This is a genomic window from Escherichia sp. XD33 (assembly GCF_019375075.1).
Taxonomy (GTDB): Bacteria; Pseudomonadota; Gammaproteobacteria; order Enterobacterales; family Enterobacteriaceae; genus Enterobacter; species Enterobacter flexneri_A.
This window is the reverse complement of sequence record NZ_JAENDM010000032.1, coordinates 29162-50060: the sequence shown is the minus strand read 5'-3', so window position 1 is coordinate 50060 and position 20899 is coordinate 29162. Positions and strand designations below refer to the sequence as shown.

General features: G+C 42.6%; 20 protein-coding genes and 1 other annotated feature. Of the genes, 10 read left to right on the top strand and 10 right to left on the bottom strand.

Features of this window, described 5'->3' with window-relative positions:
• Positions 1–92: 92 nt before the first annotated feature.
• From K0778_RS17360 to K0778_RS17330, 7 genes are all read right to left on the bottom strand, one after another.
• Entirely contained in the window at positions 93–1058 is a 966-nt protein-coding gene (locus K0778_RS17360; RefSeq protein ID WP_269903009.1) for a conjugal transfer protein TraB, read from the bottom strand.
• The gene (htdO, locus tag K0778_RS17355; protein WP_000521240.1) at positions 1048–1509 is read right to left on the bottom strand and encodes a plasmid transfer protein HtdO; all 462 of its coding nucleotides are present in this window, start codon (positions 1507–1509) and stop codon (positions 1048–1050) included. Before htdO ends, K0778_RS17360 begins: the two co-directional genes overlap by 11 nt.
• 1 nt (position 1510) lies before the next feature.
• A complete protein-coding gene (locus tag K0778_RS17350) occupies positions 1511–2782 on the bottom strand; it encodes a type-F conjugative transfer system secretin TraK (protein ID WP_000592090.1) in 1272 nt (423 codons plus the stop codon).
• The gene (locus tag K0778_RS17345) at positions 2782–3570 is read right to left on the bottom strand and encodes a TraE/TraK family type IV conjugative transfer system protein (protein WP_000783153.1); all 789 of its coding nucleotides are present in this window, start codon (positions 3568–3570) and stop codon (positions 2782–2784) included. The genes K0778_RS17350 and K0778_RS17345 overlap by 1 nt, the downstream gene beginning before the upstream one ends.
• Before the next feature lie 11 nt (positions 3571–3581).
• Positions 3582–3932 (bottom strand): type IV conjugative transfer system protein TraL, encoded by a 351-nt coding sequence (locus K0778_RS17340; protein ID WP_024152015.1) that lies wholly within the window; start codon positions 3930–3932, stop codon positions 3582–3584.
• A gap of 17 nt (positions 3933–3949) precedes the next feature.
• Complete coding sequence (locus tag K0778_RS17335; RefSeq protein WP_000423602.1) at positions 3950–4303, bottom strand: hypothetical protein; 354 nt, start codon at positions 4301–4303, stop codon at positions 3950–3952.
• Positions 4304–5451: 1148 nt separating this feature from the next.
• Positions 5452–6327, bottom strand: coding sequence for a RepB family plasmid replication initiator protein (locus tag K0778_RS17330; protein WP_000594612.1), 876 nt, complete (start codon positions 6325–6327; stop codon positions 5452–5454).
• A gap of 476 nt (positions 6328–6803) precedes the next feature.
• On the opposite strand from K0778_RS17330, the gene K0778_RS17325 reads away from it, so the two are divergent.
• The 4 genes from K0778_RS17325 (at position 6804) to K0778_RS17310 (ending at position 9879) form a co-directional block, all read left to right on the top strand.
• Complete coding sequence (locus K0778_RS17325) at positions 6804–7859, top strand: hypothetical protein (protein WP_001065779.1); 1056 nt, start codon at positions 6804–6806, stop codon at positions 7857–7859.
• Positions 7860–7876: 17 nt separating this feature from the next.
• A complete protein-coding gene (locus K0778_RS17320; protein WP_000594931.1) occupies positions 7877–8077 on the top strand; it encodes a hypothetical protein in 201 nt (66 codons plus the stop codon).
• A complete protein-coding gene (locus K0778_RS17315) occupies positions 8074–8790 on the top strand; it encodes a zinc finger-like domain-containing protein (protein WP_000838218.1) in 717 nt (238 codons plus the stop codon). Before K0778_RS17320 ends, K0778_RS17315 begins: the two co-directional genes overlap by 4 nt.
• 234 nt (positions 8791–9024) lie before the next feature.
• Positions 9025–9879 carry a hypothetical protein gene (locus K0778_RS17310; protein WP_000970403.1) on the top strand — a complete coding sequence of 285 codons (855 nt, stop codon included), beginning with the start codon at positions 9025–9027 and terminating at the stop codon, positions 9877–9879.
• Between the two features lie 8 nt (positions 9880–9887).
• On the opposite strand, the gene K0778_RS17305 is transcribed toward K0778_RS17310, so the two are convergent.
• Positions 9888–10700 (bottom strand): Dam family site-specific DNA-(adenine-N6)-methyltransferase, encoded by an 813-nt coding sequence (locus K0778_RS17305; protein WP_001121575.1) that lies wholly within the window; start codon positions 10698–10700, stop codon positions 9888–9890.
• Positions 10701–11069: 369 nt separating this feature from the next.
• Here K0778_RS17305 and K0778_RS17300 point away from each other — a divergent pair, with 369 nt between their 5' ends.
• From K0778_RS17300 to K0778_RS17280, 5 genes are all read left to right on the top strand, one after another.
• Complete coding sequence (locus tag K0778_RS17300; RefSeq protein WP_000114859.1) at positions 11070–12233, top strand: hypothetical protein; 1164 nt, start codon at positions 11070–11072, stop codon at positions 12231–12233.
• A gap of 247 nt (positions 12234–12480) precedes the next feature.
• On the top strand, positions 12481–14172 hold the full coding sequence (locus tag K0778_RS17295; RefSeq protein ID WP_042634269.1) for a DUF4942 domain-containing protein: 1692 nt from the start codon (positions 12481–12483) through the stop codon (positions 14170–14172).
• On the top strand, positions 14169–14345 hold the full coding sequence (locus K0778_RS17290) for a hypothetical protein (RefSeq protein ID WP_000070863.1): 177 nt from the start codon (positions 14169–14171) through the stop codon (positions 14343–14345). The genes K0778_RS17295 and K0778_RS17290 overlap by 4 nt, the downstream gene beginning before the upstream one ends.
• Positions 14346–14405: 60 nt before the next feature.
• On the top strand, positions 14406–14855 hold the full coding sequence (locus tag K0778_RS17285; protein WP_094875903.1) for a hypothetical protein: 450 nt from the start codon (positions 14406–14408) through the stop codon (positions 14853–14855).
• On the top strand, positions 14836–15117 hold the full coding sequence (locus K0778_RS17280; protein WP_000535422.1) for a hypothetical protein: 282 nt from the start codon (positions 14836–14838) through the stop codon (positions 15115–15117). Before K0778_RS17285 ends, K0778_RS17280 begins: the two co-directional genes overlap by 20 nt.
• 57 nt (positions 15118–15174) lie before the next feature.
• On the opposite strand, the gene K0778_RS17275 is transcribed toward K0778_RS17280, so the two are convergent.
• Together K0778_RS17275 and K0778_RS17270 are read right to left on the bottom strand one after the other, a co-directional pair.
• Positions 15175–15801: a hypothetical protein gene (locus K0778_RS17275; RefSeq protein WP_000966519.1), complete on the bottom strand. Its 627-nt coding sequence runs from the start codon at positions 15799–15801 to the stop codon at positions 15175–15177.
• 125 nt (positions 15802–15926) lie between these two features.
• Positions 15927–17140 (bottom strand): IS3 family transposase gene (locus tag K0778_RS17270; RefSeq protein WP_373467743.1). Its coding sequence is split into 2 segments (ribosomal slippage): positions 15927–16852 and positions 16852–17140, totalling 1215 coding nucleotides; the frame shifts between segments, so codons are not numbered across the junction.
• Positions 16743–16859: a sequence feature (AL1L pseudoknot), on the bottom strand. It overlaps the preceding gene by 117 nt.
• A gap of 347 nt (positions 17141–17487) precedes the next feature.
• On the opposite strand from K0778_RS17270, the gene K0778_RS17265 reads away from it, so the two are divergent.
• Positions 17488–19944 (top strand): Ig-like domain-containing protein, encoded by a 2457-nt coding sequence (locus K0778_RS17265; protein ID WP_001572417.1) that lies wholly within the window; start codon positions 17488–17490, stop codon positions 19942–19944.
• The last annotated feature ends 955 nt before the right edge of the window (positions 19945–20899 follow it).

The following is a 20899-nucleotide window of genomic DNA, read 5'->3' as shown; positions in this document are numbered from 1 at the left end:
CGTACGGCCCACAGAATGATGTCACGCTGAAAATGCCGGCCTTTGAATGGGTTCATGTGCAGCTCCATCAGCAAAAGGGGATGATAAGTTTATCACCACCGACTATTTGCAACAGTGCCGATAGAAGTGGCACGTATGTAAGCACGCTGTGACGCCAAATCACCAACAGCTGAACCCAGAAGGTTACAGTCACGCAAATCCATGGTGAAATTATTGGGCATGATGACATCTTTTTTAATACGCATTGTTACTGGCATTGGTTCTGATTTGGAAGAAAGGCTTGTAGGCGCTTCAAGCCCGGTAATCAGAACACCAGTGATAATAGATGTTGCCGGAAGAAACATTTCATCTTTTCGGGCAGCATGCCGCGCTTTGCTATCAACTGGCGCAGTACCATCACCTCGTACAGTCCGAGTAGGCGCTTTATCTCCTGCAATGACCTCTCTGCCTTCCTTGATTCTGTTTTCAGACACGGGCATAACCTGAATGACACCATCGGTACCATTAGTCTTAATGGAACTTTGTGTGATTGTTCTCATCGGGCTATTACGCGTAGGTGTGATAGACGCGTAATTAGGGTTTACGCCATTAATCGGCGCATTAGCATTAAGCTGATAAGGAGCTGCCGGTGCCTGCTCATTAATCGTTTTACGCGAACTACCAGCATCCAAGTTACGATTGCCGTTTCGATTAGTCTGCATATCATTAATTTGCTGAGACAGTTGCTGAAGTTGAGAAGTTAAACTTGCAACTTGGGCTTTAGTTTCCTGTTGGGCTTTTTCTGCTTTTTCGCGGTCCTCTTTCGCCGCATTTTGATCAAGTCGGTTTTGCTTAACCATTTCCTTATATACTTTCTGGCTTTCTTCATTACTCAATTTGTTCATTTGCGAATCATCTAACAACAAATTGGTCTGCATGTCTTTTTTCTGTGTTTTCTTTTCTTTCTTAACTGGTGTGGAAAAAATAGACTGGCTAATAATATAAACAATCACTACCAGCAGAGCGCCAATAACAGAAAGTCTGACGGTCTTATTTTCCCAGGCCTTTTTAATGTCCATGATTAGCTCCACTTGTAGGTTTCTGGAATCGTTTAATTTTTAGATTTCGTTCGCTGTCAGACATCTGAGGAACGATATAGGGATCACCTGCTCTGGCCCAGTTTTCACGAACAGATGGATGATTCATTTCAGCTTTATCTATCTGGCTCGTTCTAGATATTTCATGTTTGTAATTAGGTTCCAAAACGTTACTTTTGTGATAGTCAAAAGCATTCTCCTCATTAATATTGTCCTCTCCTACAAATTTATCAATAAGAGTTGGATCGTTCATTATTACTGTCTGAACGGGAAAAGCGTTACTGCCATCTTCGATACTAATGGGTGCGTCCGGAACGATTAATACACTCCTTTTTGGTATATATTCTGACCTGTAGTAAAAGCTGGTTAAAGCAAATACGACAAAACCAATCACGGTGGCCCCAAGCAGAGCAGGCAAAGTAACTTTTCCCATATTATTTTCTGATTAGACTTGGTCTGGTTGTAACCCGGGCCTCGCGTTCCTTGAACAATTTATCCCGGACTATGTAAAGCTCTGTTTCTTCTCCCGGTTGCAGGTATGCTTTATCAAATAAAGCACTTGCAATAACGCCTTCTGCCATACACTGCTGATCAGCAACGATTTGACCGTATGGTTTATCGTTTTTCACAAGAATTACATCAATAAGTTCACGTGAGCCAACCAGTCTCTGACCGAGCTTTGCATACATATTAAAGTTACATGGGGACTGCTCTGACGCAGGAATACGAGAAAGTCGGTCCTGTTGTAAACTGAATCCTGAAGGGACCTCACCAAGAGCCACAGGAGTCAATAAATCAATGATTCTTTGTTTATGATCGTCTTGTTTTGGATCCGATGGAGCCAGTTCTTCTGACTGGGAGCGGGCCAACATTTCCTCATAGTTTTGCTTATCCAATGAGGTTTCACGTTTGGCTTGCATAGATGGGCTTAAAGATGTAGTAACTGAAATCATCGCACCGGGAACATCAAGCGGTACCAGGGTCAGGTTATAGGTCGATTCAGGTACCTGATCTTCCGACAACATAATCCCGATTGGTTTATCGGTATTAGTTGAAATAAAGACATCGCCACCATTAACAAATATGCTTGCCTCTTCAGCAGGGGTAGAAGTGCTGACAGAAGCATTCTTGAAGCTGGTCGATATTCTGTTTTGAAGTCCTCGTGAAACTGGCAGTACCACATTCCCACCAGGCGGCACATTTACACGCTGAACTTCTTTATATCGGTTACGAGCTTCGACATAAAGTTCATCGGCTTTTGACGTGGCGGTCGCATTGGTTGCATTCTGCTGGGAAGAGGTACCTGTTGGTCTCCCATAGCTATCAATTGCACCAGAGCGGGTCTGTGCGTCAAATCCGGGGAGACTAGGATTATTTGATAATGCTCCAGTAATAGCGCTTACCGCAGGCGAAGCATTGCTGGCTGGGGAAAGTTGCACGGTAGGGAGATCAGTTGTAGGTTTTTGTCCCTGCGCATTACCGGCTTCACTAAGGTTTGTTTGTGCACCTGACTGTTCAGAACCAGCTTGACCCGGAATAATGGCTTTTGCAGCTCCATTCTGAAATCCGTCAGCACCAACTGGCATTACAACCGGGTTATTAATTGTTGCTGGCAATTGGTATTCTTCAGCGATTACGCAGTTCGAAGTCGTGAGCATGATCAATGCGGTAATTGCGTTGAACCCTAAGCCCTTTTTTTTAATCATCACTTGTTACCTGTAGACGGTGGCGGATTATCCAGCGTTGCCAGTTGCTCTTTGCCGTTTATCGTAATTTTTTTAATATTCGGTGTTCCGGAATATTGATTTACATATGCAATTCTTGGGCGACCATTTTTCATCCCGAGAACCCATTCATAAGTCCATTTCGATGATTCAGTTTTGTCCGGAACATTTACAAGTCGAGTCGTTTTGGTACCCCAGACATAGACCATGTCATTTTTTGGATCAAAGTAAATATCATTAGGCTTAAAGGTCTGCTCAACACCACGAGCCTGCATGATATTTATCTGCTCCTGTAAAGACTCACTCGTTTTAGCCTGTAGTTCAGGTGAAAGGGCATCGAGGACATAGGCCGTCACAAAGGAAATATTAGTTGGATTAATATTCCCTAAAAGGGTACTAAAAAAGAGAGCCCATTGTGTTTTATAAGATTCCGATGCTTTGTTACCAACAACCGTGATCTCTTCATTCATGTTTGGAGGGGTAACAATCGTCACTGGGTCAGTGAAAAAAAGAATCTTTGCAACCAATAACCCAATGACGGCTATTGAAACAGTATTAATGCGGATAAGTTTTGTATCACGATTAATCAGGGCGCTGTATGTAATTCCAGCACCTGACGCTTCAGCTTGTGGGCTAAATCGTTTTTTAATGTCCAAAAAACGTCCCTTAGCACTTTCATCTTTCTTTACGTATGACTGTTCAAGATCACCGTTTTCATCCTTTTTAGATTTTTTGAAAAAAGGGATGTTAATGCCACTTAGCATTTTCATTCATAGCTCCATCAAGAATACAAATCTCTGATAAATGGATCGTTGAAATAACGGCTACTAAAAACTGCTTTACCTGGCAAAAAACCGAGCCACCAGAGTCTGTGTTTTAGCAATCCTCTTATTCCTGACTCAGCTGCTTTGTTATACGCAATCCAATATACAACCGCTACTACAACAGAAAACCCGAAGCATTCGAAGATATTCCCAAATGCAACCAGAATGAATGCAAGCCCTATTTTTTTTGCATCCCAAAACAAAATCAGTAGAGGCATGTTGATCCTGAAAGGGAATCTATAGGTATGCTGAGGAACGTCGTTCTGCTTACTCATTAAAAATCCAGAGAGGGGGATGAACCCCCTCATGCATGATTAACAATAAATTACAGCGGTACGCCAGCATCCATAAAGGTGCTGATAATTTTCTCGCCGTTGGCCATTACCAGCATCATGAATAATGAAACCAGTGCCAGGCCCGGGTTAGGCTTAAGGACAGAGAAATATACGCTTGAGATCAACATCGCGGCTGCCAGAATTTTGCCCGGAGCTCCAGTCATACTTTCACTCATGTATGACCAAATATCTCCCAGTGCCCCATCATCTGAACCCGCATATGCCAGACCGCAAAAAAGCACGGTCAGCAGAACAAACAAAATCACTTTTGCGCTTTTTGTTTTAAAAAGTGCAGCCGTGTTAGATTTCTTTTCACTAAGGCCAATATTTAAAGAAAGTTCCATAATTACTCCGTGTAGATTTGAGTTCACGTAAACGCGAATGAATAATACTTTTTTATTCCGATCCTTCCGTTCGCATAAACCCCCTTTTTTTAACGTTTAGCGATTGGTGAATTTTTAAGCAAAGGGGCCTAAAGCATAATCTTTGAAAAGTACCAGTGAACGCTTAGTAAAAGTTTGAAAGAGGGGAGGGGGTAAGATTACGTTAAGCTCAATCCTGAAGCTGATGAGACTCCTCAAGCATAAAAGTCACTTTTGATGGTTTGAAAAGCTCTAACTAGATATCGGGCAGGTAACTAAGCTTCATATCTAATCTTTTTTGTTCCCTTAATATCTATCTCTTGATTCTGAGAAGGCCGCATATCACTGTGCTCCCTGGTTCGGCAACTATCAGTTGGAGAAACTACATACAATCCTCGGCCGGTGCGTCATTCATCTAAATGCCTTTTACACCTCTGGGCGTGAGTGGGACTTTGTCTTGTCCATATGAACATCATTCATTCGAATGCTTTTGGCCAATGCTATTTAAGCAAATGCTTTCTGGCTGAGTCCTTTTGCGAATGAGTCTTTGATATAACTGCATGAATTTTGGGTTGTTTGGTGTACTAACAAAACAAAGGCATTTCTTTGAATGCCATTGGAGTTGTGATGCTTCTGATATTTTTTTGATCTCATATCAAACACATAGTCCTTCTGATGCCCAATGTCATAGATGTCTTGGACCATTCTCGCTCTTAACAAAGCTGTACTGTGTGTCATTCGACCTAATGCCATTCACCAAAATGCCTTTTTATACCACTGCATAGCTATGCTCGGGATACAGTGGCAAACAAAAGCATTTCAATGAATGATTTTTTGGGATACCGACATCAAAAGCATTTGTATGAATGTAAGAGGCGTAATCCACAAAAGGCATTCACGTGAATAGAGTGCGCACGAAACCATCTTGCTCCACGGCATTTAATGAATGGGCTAGCATGTACGCTTGAGCCAGAAAGGCATACAGATGAATAGTCAGGAGTTCGTTTGAAAAGTTACTTTTTTGCACATTAAGCCGAGATGTAAGACCAGTAGTAAAAGAAGCACTAAGCATAGCACTGATAAATAACTTATTTTTCAGCATGTTATAACCAGTGCATACCTGGTAGCTTTCAACCTTGTTTGGCGAGGGCCAGCTTAGGGCTTCTTTTGAAGATCTGAAATTGTATGTCGCGACCTTTCTTAACTTCTTGATAATCGAGATATCCGATAGATTCAAGTTCCCGCATTGCTTTACGAATTATCTGGTTTTGCGTACGAATAGGGGTTGTAAGAAGCAACCTTTCCCTCAACCGTTTCATATTAACGAACAACGTACCAGCTGGCATTGCTTCAAAATAAATATAGAGAGATTGCGCAGCTTCTTTTTTAGCCAAAATGTATAGAACCTGAAGGCTTAACAATGTCTTATGGTCGTAACGATACAGTTCCCACATAGAAGGATCCCCAACCAACTCAACAGTATCGCTTTTTGGATCAATCATAGCCTTCTGCACCAGATGCGTTACTGTGAACCGACCACTCCGAGAGTCTGAGAAGGCAAGCACTACCGATGCAAGGTTCATTAATGACTCTTTAAAGCGCGCACGAGTTCGTTTGTTGATGTTTGTTGAACTGATACCACACATCTTCGCAAACTCGTTAAAAGTCAGGGTAATCTTCTCGGAAGTAAAACCATATTTACTGAAAGCCATGATGATCCCGAGCCAGCACTTAAAGTCGGTAGACATAGATAGTTTGACACCAGTTATCTTGATGTCGTCATAACCCTCCGATCTTGCAATTTCCATACACGAAAGCTCATCAGAGGCATCAACTTCAAAGTTTCGGTCGCGGTTTTCTTTTGTGCCGACAGGGGTAAATACACTCAATCTCAACAGGGCCACGGGCTGAACCGACTTGGACGAGTTAGGCGTCAGTTGATAAGTCTTACCTGATTCATTACTGGTTACGTCAAAAGGATGGATTAACTCGTTGTTTTTAATCATTAACTTAACTCGTCGGTGATAAGATTTTCATTTGGCAAACTGTTTATAACATATTCTTGCAAATGCTTTTTACGCATTAACCTAAATGCCATAAGCATTCCAGTAAATGCCTTCCTTATTCATTCAAATGCTTTTCGCATGCATCCGAATGCCGGATCCTTTCATAAAGTCACTATAATCAATGAGTTAAAGATGCCGTGATCTTTACTTGAACTCTATTGATCTTTAGTGATCTAAAGAATTGATCTATCCTGTTGAAAACAATGATAAGTCCATATAAAACAAGGAATAGCGCTCCTTTAACAATATCTACAGATCGCAAACGGAAATGAACGAGGGTCTACTATCATTGTTTTATTCAAGACAGTTTTTATTTTAATTTTATTAAGCAAATTTTTTGAGTTTACCTTTTAGATGTATCAGCCCTATTTGGCAAATTTGAGGTTCATGTATCATGTAGTAAACAGGAGGAAGATATGAACAACAGCAAACATACAGTCATTGAAGTGGATACTAATCTAGTTGAAATTGAAAAGGGATTTAATCCCCGAGAGGCGGTAATCGGAGATTTGTGTTACGAACAAGAACCTGTCAAGTCGATGATTGTGTCAATCAAACAAGCCTTTAAGGAAGGAAGGCAGGTTGATATGATCAAGGTCGTAAAAAGAAAAGGTAAATATTTAGTTCGTCAAGGTCATACTCGTTTTCATGGCTTAAAATTAGCAATTTCTGAAGGTGCTAATATTCCAAAATTATCTGTTATCCTAATCGATTATAAAAACGAAATTGAAGAATACCTTGAGAACCTCGATGGTAACAGAAGCAATGGGCTAAATCCGGTTGGGCAAGCTCATGCATTAGCTCATGCTGTTAGTCTCGGGTATTCGGTTGAAGAACTAGCAATGCGATATCAACGATCAACTACCGCAATTCGTAATATGCTAAAAATCCTTGATATGCCATTAGAGCTTCAACGTTTGATTAGCCTAAATCTAATCAAAAAAACGCTCGCCATTGAAATAATGTTAAAATATTCCAACGATCACAAAATGGTTTTAAAACATATAGAAGGTTTCTTACCTGGCGTTAAGAATATTGAGACTACAACGAGCAAAATTGTAGGCATACCTGAACACAATGCAGCTGGAGCAGGACCAGACACCTTAAATAAAGGCGGACCAGAAAAGAAAAATTCGGCAGTCACTCGTAAGACTTTGGGTATTAAGCGCCTCTCGCATAAGAAAACAGAACGGCTAAAATCTGAATTTCTTGAGCTTGTGGAAAGTACACATACGGAATCTATAACGAATACTCAAACAGAACTAAAATTTGGTAGAGATAGTGCACACTTGTTCAAAAATGTTAATAGTAATAATGTAATATTTTCCAATGATGGTGTTCAAATAATCTTGAATGATGAAAAGCTAAATATTTTATTGTCTTTACTTAACGACGAAAATACAGCAATCATTGTTTCTAAACCAAAATTAGAAGAGCTTCTGGAAATTCGAGATCTCCTTAAGGAATATTAAAAACGAGGATTAGTTGAGTGATTAAACCTATAAAGCTGACTCTTATCGATAATTATAGTGATTTGCTTCTAACTCATGAAGTCCTTAAACGCAACATGGAAGAGTTAGAACACGGTAAACGTTTTGATCAATTTCCTGAAGGGCATGACCACTATGAAAAAACTGTGAAAGAAGCTGTAGCAATCGTAGAGGCACGTTTGGAGGTGTTTCGAAAATGAAATCTCTTTTCTTTACTCTTGATGGTCATATGGTACCAGCCTCAGTGAATGTATCACTTAACGGAGATGGAAATTATTATGCACCTATCGAAAGAGAATGTAACGAATGTGCGGGCACAGGCCACAAAGGGGCTGATTTATGTGAAAAGTGTCATGGGGTACAAACAGTTGGACCCATTATTGAAAAATTAGTGGCACTAGAGCCAATTACCTTTCTCGATAACATTCCGGAACTGCGTGTTAACCCAACACTCGAAGCATGGAAATCCAGAAACCACGTCCTTATTGAGAAAGCAAAAAAGGCTAACACTAAGTTTTCTAATAGTATATTGGCGCAATTAGACAATAACCGTTTCTTGACAGAACGCCAGCTGGATTGTTTCTTTACAACTTTTGATGTGATGTTGTCTGAAACTCCGGAAAATGAACAAGAAATTTTAAAACATAGCTACAATATCGGCCAGGTCATAAGCATTGAACTAACATTTACTGAAGTCAGGGCCGCGTACGCAAAAAGTAAAGGGAGTTATTTTTTTACATTTACTGGTAAAGTTAGAAATGACGGGATCGCTTTAACGGCCGATAAACAGGATCACATTTTATTGGGTGAACGTTATCATTTGACTGGAAAAGTCAGAAAATTCTATGAATTTGATTCGAAAAATTATGCTGCAATAACAGTTTTTAAGTTAAATAAACTCCAAGACAGTTAAATGTTTTTGCTGCTTAAATATAGAGCCAAGACTTTAACTGTCGTTAGGACTCACTCACGTAATATTGTTGCTTACGCAATGGGTTTTATCCCTCATAAAGATCTGCGAGTATAAATCTTTTACATTTAAATTCCCCTCTATCAGAACCTTTTCTATTGTAAAAAAATGATAATCTTATTAATTATAATTTTAATTTTTTGTATACCAATACCATACAGTTAAGGCTAAAAGGTGATGATGGAGATGGACTTTAAAATGCACAATGATCTGGGTCTCGGTTTCATTTGTAAAAATGCAAGAACATCGTCAAAGCCAACGTTAAGAAAAGTTACTTTTCCGGTAAGCGCATATGAAACGTCTAAGCTTTCTTTAACCGGTTTTCAATGCCCCACAGCCTGCCGTTTTCCTTTTTTTGTGCTATGCATGATAATCCATAACCATCTTTCGTCTGCATGCCCTATCACCCAAAATGAATGTTCAAATCATATCTCGCAATTTTCTATCGACATTAAAGTACAAGATTGGCTTAGCCGTTCAAGAGTAGCGTTTATTGATTTCCATAATCTTAGAAATACAGATAAAACCACTTTAATAACAGTGAACCATCTTGAAGCTTTACTTACTGTTATGTCGACTACTCTTGTCGCTTATGTTCCATATTCAAAAAAGAGACTAAACTTTAGCTTTCTAAACTCATTCACTTTGTCTAAAACTTCTCAAAGTTACACATTAACTTTCCCGGTAGTTCTCAGTCCGCTTTTAGATGCTCTTGGCGACTTCATTCAGGAATGCATAACCGAAAAATTGTTAAAACGACGAAATTCGAATTTCATGGTTTACGAGTATCTTAAACGTTCAGGCCAGAGCTCTCATAAAGTGGAGGACATTAATAACGACTTACAGCTTAAAAGTCTAAATATAAGACTTATGAGCGTCCTTACTGGCCTTTCTCAGCAAGGACTCATTTCATTTATTTGCGAAGGAAAGAGGGGCGACCGGAGAATAGAAGAGCTTCAGTTTATACCTTATGTTCAACGAACTTACCCTGAGGTATTAACTTTTGAGGAATGGATTAGCCTAGTTGATTAGAATTTACTCTATTTCAGCACGGCCAGTATTTCTGTTTCCGTTTTCCGTGTATTCGGCTTACTTCCTACGGATCGGTAAGCGCTGAGTCTGTGTATGACGAATCCACGCTCTTCATAGAGGCCCAAAGTGAATGATGTCAGGCTATTTGATATCGCAACAGCAGCGCCTTTTCTGTGAGCGTCAACGAGCATATTTGCTAACAGCACGTGGTCGCTTTGGCTGAACGGTTTACCATCGTAACTGACAAAACTAGTTTTGCTTGTTTTGTCATATGGCGGATCACAGTAAATCTGATCTCCTTCACCGGTTGCGGCCAGAGTCTCCTCAAAACCAGCGGTGATCAGTTCAATACCTGAAAGACGAAATGAAAGGTAGTCTATTTTATTGAGGTCAAGCTTCAGTTCTGTATGTTTCCCCCACGGCACTGAATAGATTCTTTCTGAGTTATAGCGGCACATACCGTTATAGCCCAGGCGATTCAGGGAGTAAAACAAAGCCGCTCTTTGAAGCGATTGACCAGAAATACAGGTTTTGTTGAAACGGTCCCTCATCTCATAGTAGTCCTTTTCGACAAAGGTTTTATCCGCCAAGTTTTGGACCTGATTTATAAAGTTAGTTTTCTGTCTTTGAATAGTCCTGTATAGGTTGATCAAGTCTGGATTGCTATCTGCAAGCAATGCATTTTGTGCAAACATGTTCAGAAAAACGGCACCACCGCCTATAAAGGGTTCTACCCACCGGCAACTATGATCGTGTGGGTAGTGATGGCTGATGAAAGGCATCAGTTTCGTTTTTCCACCAGCCCATTTGATTATCGGCATGTGTCTGAGATGTCGAGTCAAAGTGTCTATACCTGAGAGAGAAATTTAGGTGCTGGTATCGTACCTAACCACGGGCTTTAACTAATAACTTAGGGAGCAAAAAAAAGTTGTTTAAGACGCACAGTTTTGACTTTCAGCATTTCGGATTTATAAGATTTTTCCTCACTTATACCTGAACTTTATGTTTTGGATTTATGTATTTGTTTATGAAGCGATTTTTATGCCATCACAAGTAATGGGGAGCCACCTTTTTTTGTAAAAAATCAGAATAGGCTCAAAAAGTACCTTTTTTGCGAAAAATTATGAATTTTTTTTTCGGTAGTATCCCCGCTACGCAGAAAGTAAGCAGAAAAATGTAACGGAGCCCCTATGAGTGTTTTACTGACAGAACCTACACAGCAAGCTAATGACAAGGTCTTTAAAACGGCCCATGTTGCCTTTTCAGTAGTTACTGGCACAGGCCGTTACGTCACTGGGCTTAAACAGTTCCGTGATGCAAACCCTGAACTTTGTACTGAAGTAAGTGACCAGAAAGCATGGGCTATCCACCCTTCAGTAATTCAGGTCACGCCAGGCTTCAACTCCCGCGAAATGGGAATGGGTGACGATTACTATAAGCTCCCTGAGGTTGAAGAACACATCTACAACATCAAGAATGCCTACATTCGAGGTGACTATGTAGACCCTATCCGAGTACGTGTCATTGATGGGGTACCTTTTGTTCGCCAGGGGCACTGCCGTTTAAAAGCCGCAATGATGGCATGTGATGAAGATCATGACATCACAATCCTTTGCGTTGAGATTAAAGAAGATGAAATTGGCTGTGAGCTCGCGACCATTGATGGTAACCGTGGTCTTGCGCTTTCTCCTGTTGCGCTTGGCGAGTCCTATCGTCGCCTACATTCTCTTGCTGGCTGGTCACTCGAACGAATTGCTCAACGTGAAAATAAAAGCCCGACGACCATCAGTTCTCTTATCCGCCTGACAACCTGTTCTGTTGTTATCAAGAAATGGATTCATGCTGACGCTATTTCGTATGTTAACGTGCTTTCACTGATCGATGAGCTCGGCGAAACAGAAGCAATTTCACGTATCAAGAAGATGATCGCAGAACTTGAGCAGGCCGATGCGAATGGCATCACGGTGAAAAAAACCCAACATGGTCAGGTACGAGTCAGACCTTCAGACTTCAAGCCAGCACGGATTCCGCCGGTTATTGCCACAAAAGCCGTAGAAGGCGTCAAACTCATCACCACCAGCTTATTACAGAAACTGGGGGATATTGAATTGCCGGAGCTGACAGATTCAAGTGCTGACGAAGAAATCAACATTACGTTGAACCGCAGTACTCTGGAGATGTTGAGAAATCTTTCAAAAGAGATCACAGAATCAGAGAACAAGCAGCTTCGCCGTGCGGAGAATCGTCAGGCAAAACTTAATGGTGAGAAGCCAAAATACCCACGTAAAAAAAATGCTAAGAAGGCAGGGGAAGAGACCGATCAGGATACTGACCCACAGCCGGACGCAGAATAATTTACTTTTGGCAAAGTGCTGGTTTTGTCAGAGTCATTAAGGATTCAGGCTTTTTGCCCGCCTTTTTTAAACCTCCATGTATCGTTCTTGCCCCGTTTATGCGGGGCTTTTTTTTTGCTTCTTTCTATGAGTTGACATCTTTAAGTTTTATTCAGAGACATAAAAAACTTTTTCGTGTCACTGAACCTATTAGGTTACTGAGCGACGTTGCTATCCTGGTAAAAGTTTTTTCTAAAGGACCGGTAAAATGTCATCTCTTGATTCTGAAGCTAAACCCGATAATGCAGGTCACAGCGTACTGGCTTTAACAACCTCTCATAGCCTGGTGGTTAGCTCTCCTGAAACATTTCTTCCAGATATGCGCAAAGAGCTCGGCATTATCGCGGATCTTGTTGAGTCCTATAATGATGAACTCTGCTTGTTGAAACTCATGGCTGTCCAGTTCAAAACCCACAATCACCAGAAACTTTATTCTTATCTCTCAGGCTACAACCACAGCATCTCAGAAGCGGATGCTTTGTTCGCAGAAAACGCTCTGAGATCAGAATACTGGAAATGCGTTATGGCACTCACTGATGTTTTGCCTATCATGTCGGATGCCAAACGTAACGAATGGGATAAGCAGTTTACGGCCGACCGTTATATTATGCCGCCTCAGGTGATCCCTGATTTCACAGCTGACGCTGTAGTGGGCACAGTCGTTGCTTTGCTTAATGACCGCAATCAATTTATTAAAGAAAGGGTTTACGACGTCTTCCAGTCTCTGAGCCGCAGTCACAAGACAAACAAAGCTTTTGGGTTCTCCACCCGCATGATCACTACCGGAGTTTGCGAGCCGTCTAAATACCCCTGGCAGAAATTAAGGGTGGATTTTAAAGAGTCTGGCATTTCACCGCTGAGCGAGCTCCGCGTTATATGCGCATTCTTCCGTGGCGAACAGGTGAAGGCGATCCATAACACCAAATCATTGGTTGAGGCGTTGGTCGAACATGAGGGGTTCAGAAAATGGATCTGCATCGATGGCAACAGTATTCGTTTCAGGGTTTACAAAAATGGATCAATGCATATTGACGTCCACCCTGATATCGCCGAGCGGCTTAACAATATTTTATCAGCTATCGTACCGCTGGCATTACCTGCCGACCGTATGGCTCATAGCAAGAAATCTTTGGAGGCATTCCCTGTACTTAAGCAGTGCATCGACTTTGATACCCGGATGCAGCTTTCTGAACTGATGTTTAAAAATGACGGGGACAATAAATGGAGTTGCTGGACATCTTTAGGGTCTCTCGCCGAACGCAAATCTTCGAGTGTTGCCGCTGACACCCTTCGGTTCTTAGGGGCAACAGTAACAAAATACGATGTGACATTTTCCTATGATCCGTGTGAGGTTATTCGTTACATCGGCCAGATAGGGGAGATGCCTGATATTGTATCGCATCAGTTTTACCCTTCATCTTGCCGAATCAGCGAATATGTATCTTCCCTGCTTGGTGCAGGGGAAGGGGATACCCTCCTGGAGCCTAATATTGGCCATGCGGATTTGCTTAAATCATTCCCTGCCGGTGTGATCGTTACTGGCATCGAGCTTGATACTTTGAATTGCCTTATCTCCCGGGCTAAGGGATACGATACGACAGAAGCTGACTTCCTCACATGGTCTAAGTCTAATCAACAGAAGAAGTTTGATTATGTCGTGATGAACCCACCTTTTGCCGATAACCGGGCCAGGCTGCATCTCCAGGCAGCTGCATCTCATCTCGCAGCCGGGGGATCTCTAGCAGCCGTTCTTCCATTATCTCTTCAGGGGCTCGATAACCTTTTGGGGGAAGAATTCCGGACGGAATGGATGGACGTTTTTGAGAACGAGTTTGAAAACACGACCGTTTCGGTTCGCATCCTGTACGCCGAACGTATTCAACAAGAGGAAGTCCTATGAGCAACCAACCCACCAGCCTGCCAGAAGAAGATATTGAGTTTGTTATGGATACCTTTCAGAGGAGCATGGGTAAATCCAAGCCTGTCAGGGATACTCAACTAGAGGGTGAGAAACCGCAAAGTAAAGAGTCCGCAAACTCAACTGAAAACCCCGGTTATGAAGAATTCTATTAATTACGCTCATGATATCCTGGTGCAGTTATTTAGAATGATATTTGAGGGATGGGGGACATTGTGATTAAAAGGCGTAACATTCGACGATCAGTTTATGGATTGCTTATTGTTCTTATCGCCGGAAATGTGTGGTTAGGCCTTAGAGCTGATAAAATTCATAAAGTGCGTTATCAGGATTTCTGGTCACCGGCAACTGTGATTAAAGTAACTGTAATGCCTTCAACGAATGAAACCCAGCTCAGTGGTAAAATCCCTAAATCGGTAAGAGTTTCAAACAATTATGTTGAGTACTCGTTACCGGGCACACTCTCGGCCAAGACCATTTACCGAAGCGTGTTAGAAGATGAGATGCTCACTTTGCTTAATGCTGGAGGTCAACTTGAAGTTAAATACACTCTGGACAAGCAGACAAATCGAACTAAGGTATGCACTAAGTGCTTACGGGTGATTAAAGATATTAACCATCAATATTCAGCCACTGAGGTAAAGCATGGGCAGTCCAAAATTTGAAATTGCTGAGCAAATTAAAATGTGGATCGTTGTTTATCTAGTTTGCTTTTTAGCACTTTACTGTGTGTTAAGCGCTCTACATGCGCTTTATGATCCGCTAAATTTACCAGCCCTGACGTGGCCTATCAGCTGGTTCCTGGTGCCTGAAATGACAAGTTTTGGCAGTGCATTATTAGCTTTTGTCCTAACGCCAGGCCTTTGCTCTATAATTGCTGTTTTATTCGGTAAGTCTATCTTTAAAAAAGCTAAAACAAAAATATAGAGTTAATTAGATTGGTGGCTCAGGTTTATAAAACCTCTCACTAGTGAGGTTTATTTTTTATTTTTGGCTGAGATTAACAGCGTTTTCCATAAATGTATCAATAACAACCGTAAGAGACTGGCTGGTACCATGGCTATACTCAGGCCAGGGTAAAAAAGGATATGAAGAATACGCCATCAACATGATACTGGTTGGGCAACGCCAGTCCGTTGGAACACCTTTACTGTAATGGACAATCATAGCCGGGCGACTACAATCAATATCTCCAGCGTTTTTATCGAGTACGAAAGTAGCCAGAACGCCGGTGTCCTTCTGGGATACGAAAACAAGGCTGTCAGTAAAAATAAAGGCCATTAAGGAAGAGGCCAGGAAAGCGCCAGTAAATAAGGACTTCTTCTCTTTCCAAACGCGTCGAGCATATAACCCCATTAGCGCTACCGCTGAAACCATTCCGTACCACTGAGCACCCAAAGAAAAATCTGTTACTGTTTTAGATGTCATACTTTCATTAATAGTAATCATTGCGACAATGAATGGTGATGCGATTCCAAGTGTTGCTAGGACTATCAGCGATATTTCAGACCGGTTTTCTTTAGCGGATCCTTTACTTATTGCAGACATTGCTCTGAACATAACGAATGTACTGTTGAGCATCAGAAAACAGCATAAGAGCATGTATAACATTGGGTTTCCTCAACCTAGAAGTGATGGTTTCCCTGTTATTTTACATAAATTTGACTCAACAGATGCTTTTAAAATCTCGCTTCTGAACCGCCCCGGTTTTCCTGGAGAGTGTTTTATCTGTGAACTCAGGCTGCCAGATCATCGTTTCTGATGGAAGCATAATAAGCTTTTTCTGCTTCTGCCGGAGGGATATGACCCAGCCTTCCCAGCAATCGTCGATTGTTATACCAGTCCACCCACGTGAGTGTGGCCAGTTCCACTTCTGCACGGTTTTTCCAGCTCTTACGGTGTATTACCTCCGCTTTGTAAAGACCATTGATGCTCTCCGCCATCGCGTTGTCATACGAGTCGCCAGTACTCCCTGTTGATGCCAGTAATCCGGCTTCCTTAAGCCGCTGCGTGTAGGCCAGCGATACATACTGAGAACCTTTATCACTGTGATGGATTGTGCCGGACGGCCGACGGGCCCACAACGCCTGCTCCAGTGCATCCAGCACGAATGTTGTTTCCATGGATGATGAGACCTGCCATCCCACGATGTATCCGGCGAACACATCAATGATGAACGCCACATAAACGAAGCCCTGCCATGTGCTTACCCAGGTAAAATCAGCCACCCACAACTGGTCTGGACGTTCTGCCACGAACTGACGGTTTACGCGGTCGCCTGCGGAAACGGCTTTCCGGCTGACGGTAGTACGGACCTTTTTACCCCGGAGAACACCGGCAAGTCCCATAACCGCCATGAGGCGCGCCACTGTACATCTGGCCACCCTGATACCTTCGCGTAACAACTGGCGCCAGACTTTACGCACACCGTACACCTGATGATTTTCATCGTATACGCGCTGTATCTCTCTCTTCAGCCAGTCATCGCGCTGAGCACGGGCACTGCGTTTATCAGGATGATGTCGCTGTTGCTGACAGTGGTAATACGTTGACGGGGCAATATGCAGTTCACTGCATACCGGTCCGACCCCGTACTGCTCACGCAGCTTATCCAGCAGCGGCATTATTTTTTCCAGAGGCGGTCGAACTCCGCCTTCGCAAAATAAGCGGAAGCCTGGCGAAGGATATCGTTACTGCGGCGCAGTTCACGATTTTCACGTTCCAGCTCTTTCAGACGCTGACGTTCAGCGGTGGTGAGTCCACCATCACCACTCCCGGTATCCCGCTCATGCTGACGAACCCACACACGCAGAGTCTCTGGTGTACAGCCAATCTTTGGGGCAATGGAACAAATTGCCGCCCATTGTGAGTCATATTCGCCCTGACTTTCCAGAACCATACGAACTGCCCGTTGACGGACTTCGGGGGAAAAACGAGTATTTTTAGTCATCCTGTTTACCTCTTTCTCAGGGAGTTTAGTCTCCAGGATTCCCGGGGCGGTTCACTTCCTTGAATTTACAAACATATCAGCACAATTGGCAAACATAAAGGAGCAGCGTCTATCAAAAGTTACTTTTATGATTGGTTGAATACTCATTTTGAAGGCTAAAATCCAAAAAAGTGGATACAAAAAGTTACTTTTGCGTCATCCAGATGCACTGCCGCCATTTTGCATTCTGTACGTTGGTTGCTTTCTCACTTGATGTCTCTTTTAACAGGCAAATTATCACTTTATCCGACCGGACCTTGTAGGCTGAATCCGTAGAATAAGGCTATAACCTATTCCCGGAGCATCATATGCGTAAAACTCTAATTGGCTGCATGGTTGCAACTGCCCTTGCTACTGTATCTTCGGCACATGCTCAGGTATTTAGCTACTCATTTACAGATACCAATAAGGCTGTTCGGAATATCAAACCTGCAACACAAACATATCTTAATCCCGCTGGTGTTTTGACTCTGAACTTGATATCGGGTCTTGATCGGTACGAGCGAGTGACGGTCACACGAGACAGCGATAAAAAGGTTATGTATTCCTCCGTCTCGACCAAAACGAGCGTTGCAGATCGTATCGTTGCTGCCGATGGAACAGAATACTATGGAAAGGATATGGTTCTACCGGCGCTCGGAGAAGGGACCTTTACTGTAGTCAATGAAACTCTGGATATTCGCCAGACTGTAGTGAGCACATCTACTTATCATTTCATCGTTGATACAACTCCTCCACGCTATAAGAGTATTTATCCGAGTCAAAACGCAGGTTACGACATGGTACTTTCTGGGCCACTTTGGGAGTTGGGCCGAGGCGGTAGTGGCCAGTTTTCTATATTTGCAGACGGTATTGAGGATGCTAGTGGAATTGACAAGATCCGTCTTGTCATTAAACGAAGTAATGGTTCTGTGGTCTCCGACAATAACCTGAGTTATGACACAGCCAATAAACGTGCGTTCTATCCGTGGATTAAAGATATGAACACCCAGGCTGGCATGCCCTCAAGTGATCTTGATGAAGAATTCACCTTCAATTTCATCGTTACGGACCTGGCAGGAAATACGCTTAACATTCCTCCCCAGCGGTTTTTATATGACGATCAAATGGGAGAATTTACGCCATTTGCAGTTCATGACTCACGTGTAAGCACCAGTGTTGTACCCGGCATTTCTTCGGGATACGTCCCGTTTAAACGAGGCCTTACAGTGCTGGAAAACCCCTACAAGTTGGTTATACGTATCCCAAGAACTAACTGGAAGCCATATCGAAATGGTGGCATGAGCATTACCAATAACTATGGCGGAGTACAGGTCCTTTCCGAAGATGCCACCTATGTCTACGTGGAAGTTAAGCTGCCACAGGGTGCCTTAGATGGAAACTACTATAGACCTGTGAATACATATCAATGGTCTGGAGGAGATCTTGGTCAGTATGCCAGCTGGCTCAACTGGGATCCTGCCTCTGTAAAGAGTCCGGCTTGGGGAAGTTCACCCATAGAACGACAAAAGGCTGATGGAACATGGTTCAACAGCGTAAACTGGAACCTGTTCAAGGCATCTGATATGCCTATAAAACTTACTAATATCCGATTCAATGTACAGGCCAGGCCATATGATCAAAAAATCACTGGCGGAGCAACATGCAGTATTCCAGCTGGCTCAACAACCTGTACCGTCTCTTTGCCCCAGGATATTATAAATGGCACTACCGGTTATCTTCATAGTGGCTATGAAGTAAGGTCAACCACCGAAGCAACCTTCTTTGCCCCTATATGGGAGAATATAGCCTGGCATACACTGGGTCCCTCCGTCACTGGATTTGATTACAATGAAACCACCAACATTCTCCAGGTTTACGTGAATCAACCTGGAGATGGTTCATATTTCGACCATGTTTATGTAAATCGAGTTTGGTTGTCAGATAAAAACCGTAACAACGCAGAAATAAGCGTAACCGGCAAACAAACAGGTAGAAATATGGCGTCTGGGAACTACACGTATGAGTTCAACATGAAAGAGGTACCAGAAGGCAGTTATAACGTGGTGATTAATGCCCAAGATACATTCAACAATACCGGTAACCTCCCTTATCAAACAGTTGTCGTTGATAATACAGCACCATCTGTAAGTATTAGCTACGAAGGAAAACCGATCAGCAAAAACGTAACAGTATATGGGCTGGAGAACGTCCGTATACAGCTCACCGATGCTCTAACTAAACCATCCTTAAGCCGTATGACTCTTCGCGGTGGCCCTGTTTCTGATGCGGTGGAATTGTCTTGGGTGAATCTGGGAAACAACCTGTATGCACCTAATTATCCCAAGATCTTTCCGTCTCTTAATGAAGGCGAAACATACACTCTCACAGTTCAGGCCAAAGATGAGATGAACAACGTTAAAGAAAGCTCAGTCGAATTTAACTACCTTCCAAACAATCTCGTCAGGCTAGAGAATCTGAAAACCTTAGCTGTCAATGCTTCTCTCAAAACATCTGACAATACTGCTCTGGCTGTTCTGTATGCCAGCCAGCTGCGTAAAAAGGATGGTTCAATCGCTACAGGGCTTCAGGACGCAGTGCTTACTGTCCGTAAGGACGCTGCATTCGGCGTGACTGTAAATGGCGTTTCTGCGATGCCAGGTGAAAGCAAAGAGCTTCAACTGGATTTGGGGCTCGGGGACAGCCGTAGCTTTCCTATTTTCCCTGCTGTATCCGGCCTTACTGGCAGATCTGAGTTCATGATTAACATTGAAGAATTAAAATAAAGCAGGGCTGTTTTGCTGAAGCACAACGGCCGCCTTCTGATGCGCCGTAGCCCATGTTGTTGCAAATCAGTCCGACGTTCATTGCGTAAGTAACGCTTACTGCGGACCATGGTAGTGATTAGACTCACTACCATGGTCATTTCACCACATATCTTCTCTGCATTGCTCTTGTTGGGCAGACTAGTAACTCGTCACTAAATTGCAGCTTTTGTCTTGCTAAGTCGCTGGTATAACTGCACTACGAAATCGTCAAAAGATTTTATCCCTCATGTAGATCCAATAAATGATCCCAAAGGTGCCAGAGAGTACAAAGAAGATCCCGGTACGCTGTAGGCCGCATGGTTACTGGGCTGGAGCATTGTCACTGACAACAGTAGCGACATAAGTGACAACGGGAGTGACTTAAAAGACAATGGTAGAGACTATTTCGACGTTGGTAATGATTTTAAGTGACAATGGTAGTGAGGTTAGACTTAAACTTCCACTGTGAGGTAAGGTGACTCGCATTATTTAAATAAATCATTACTTTCAATTACTTGCGACACGAGTCTGCATGTATGCTTCTATTTCTCAAAAATTTATCCACCGAAAATGCCTGTGGCTGTGATTTAGCTTTGACGACAGTTTTTATCAGGGAGGCAAGTTGAGACCTGTATAAGAACTAAGCATTTATTTATCCCCATTTTCCACAAGGTAGTTCCAATAATTAGTACCTTAGTGTTCCTGATAGATCAAAAGAGATCCCCGCTGCCTCCAGGCCAGACGGCACAAGGCCTGAGACGTGATCAGTGACAACAGTAGTGATTATTTTGACATTAGTAGTGATTATTATAACGTTGGTAATGAGTTTTTTGACATCAGTAGTGATCAGAGCGACAATAGTAGTGACTTTTCATTAGATCTTTTTAACTTGATCTGATCCGTTGTTGATAAGAGTTGCAGGTCATTGTATGCA

Coding starts and splice junctions, on each gene's coding strand:
- K0778_RS17345 (WP_000783153.1), bottom strand. CDS start 3,570: ATGAAAATGCTAAGTGGCATTAACATCCCTTTTTTCAAAAAATCTAAA.
- K0778_RS17300 (WP_000114859.1), top strand. CDS start 11,070: ATGAGTGTTTTACTGACAGAACCTACACAGCAAGCTAATGACAAGGTC.
- K0778_RS17310 (WP_000970403.1), top strand. CDS start 9,025: ATGATGGAGATGGACTTTAAAATGCACAATGATCTGGGTCTCGGTTTC.
- K0778_RS17340 (WP_024152015.1), bottom strand. CDS start 3,932: ATGAGGGGGTTCATCCCCCTCTCTGGATTTTTAATGAGTAAGCAGAAC.
- K0778_RS17275 (WP_000966519.1), bottom strand. CDS start 15,801: ATGTTATACATGCTCTTATGCTGTTTTCTGATGCTCAACAGTACATTC.
- K0778_RS17305 (WP_001121575.1), bottom strand. CDS start 10,700: ATGCCGATAATCAAATGGGCTGGTGGAAAAACGAAACTGATGCCTTTC.
- K0778_RS17350 (WP_000592090.1), bottom strand. CDS start 2,782: ATGATTAAAAAAAAGGGCTTAGGGTTCAACGCAATTACCGCATTGATC.
- K0778_RS17325 (WP_001065779.1), top strand. CDS start 6,804: ATGAACAACAGCAAACATACAGTCATTGAAGTGGATACTAATCTAGTT.
- K0778_RS17295 (WP_042634269.1), top strand. CDS start 12,481: ATGTCATCTCTTGATTCTGAAGCTAAACCCGATAATGCAGGTCACAGC.
- K0778_RS17330 (WP_000594612.1), bottom strand. CDS start 6,327: ATGATTAAAAACAACGAGTTAATCCATCCTTTTGACGTAACCAGTAAT.
- K0778_RS17315 (WP_000838218.1), top strand. CDS start 8,074: ATGAAATCTCTTTTCTTTACTCTTGATGGTCATATGGTACCAGCCTCA.
- K0778_RS17360 (WP_269903009.1), bottom strand. CDS start 1,058: ATGGACATTAAAAAGGCCTGGGAAAATAAGACCGTCAGACTTTCTGTT.
- K0778_RS17280 (WP_000535422.1), top strand. CDS start 14,836: ATGGGCAGTCCAAAATTTGAAATTGCTGAGCAAATTAAAATGTGGATC.
- htdO (WP_000521240.1), bottom strand. CDS start 1,509: ATGGGAAAAGTTACTTTGCCTGCTCTGCTTGGGGCCACCGTGATTGGT.
- K0778_RS17290 (WP_000070863.1), top strand. CDS start 14,169: ATGAGCAACCAACCCACCAGCCTGCCAGAAGAAGATATTGAGTTTGTT.
- K0778_RS17265 (WP_001572417.1), top strand. CDS start 17,488: ATGCGTAAAACTCTAATTGGCTGCATGGTTGCAACTGCCCTTGCTACT.
- K0778_RS17335 (WP_000423602.1), bottom strand. CDS start 4,303: ATGGAACTTTCTTTAAATATTGGCCTTAGTGAAAAGAAATCTAACACG.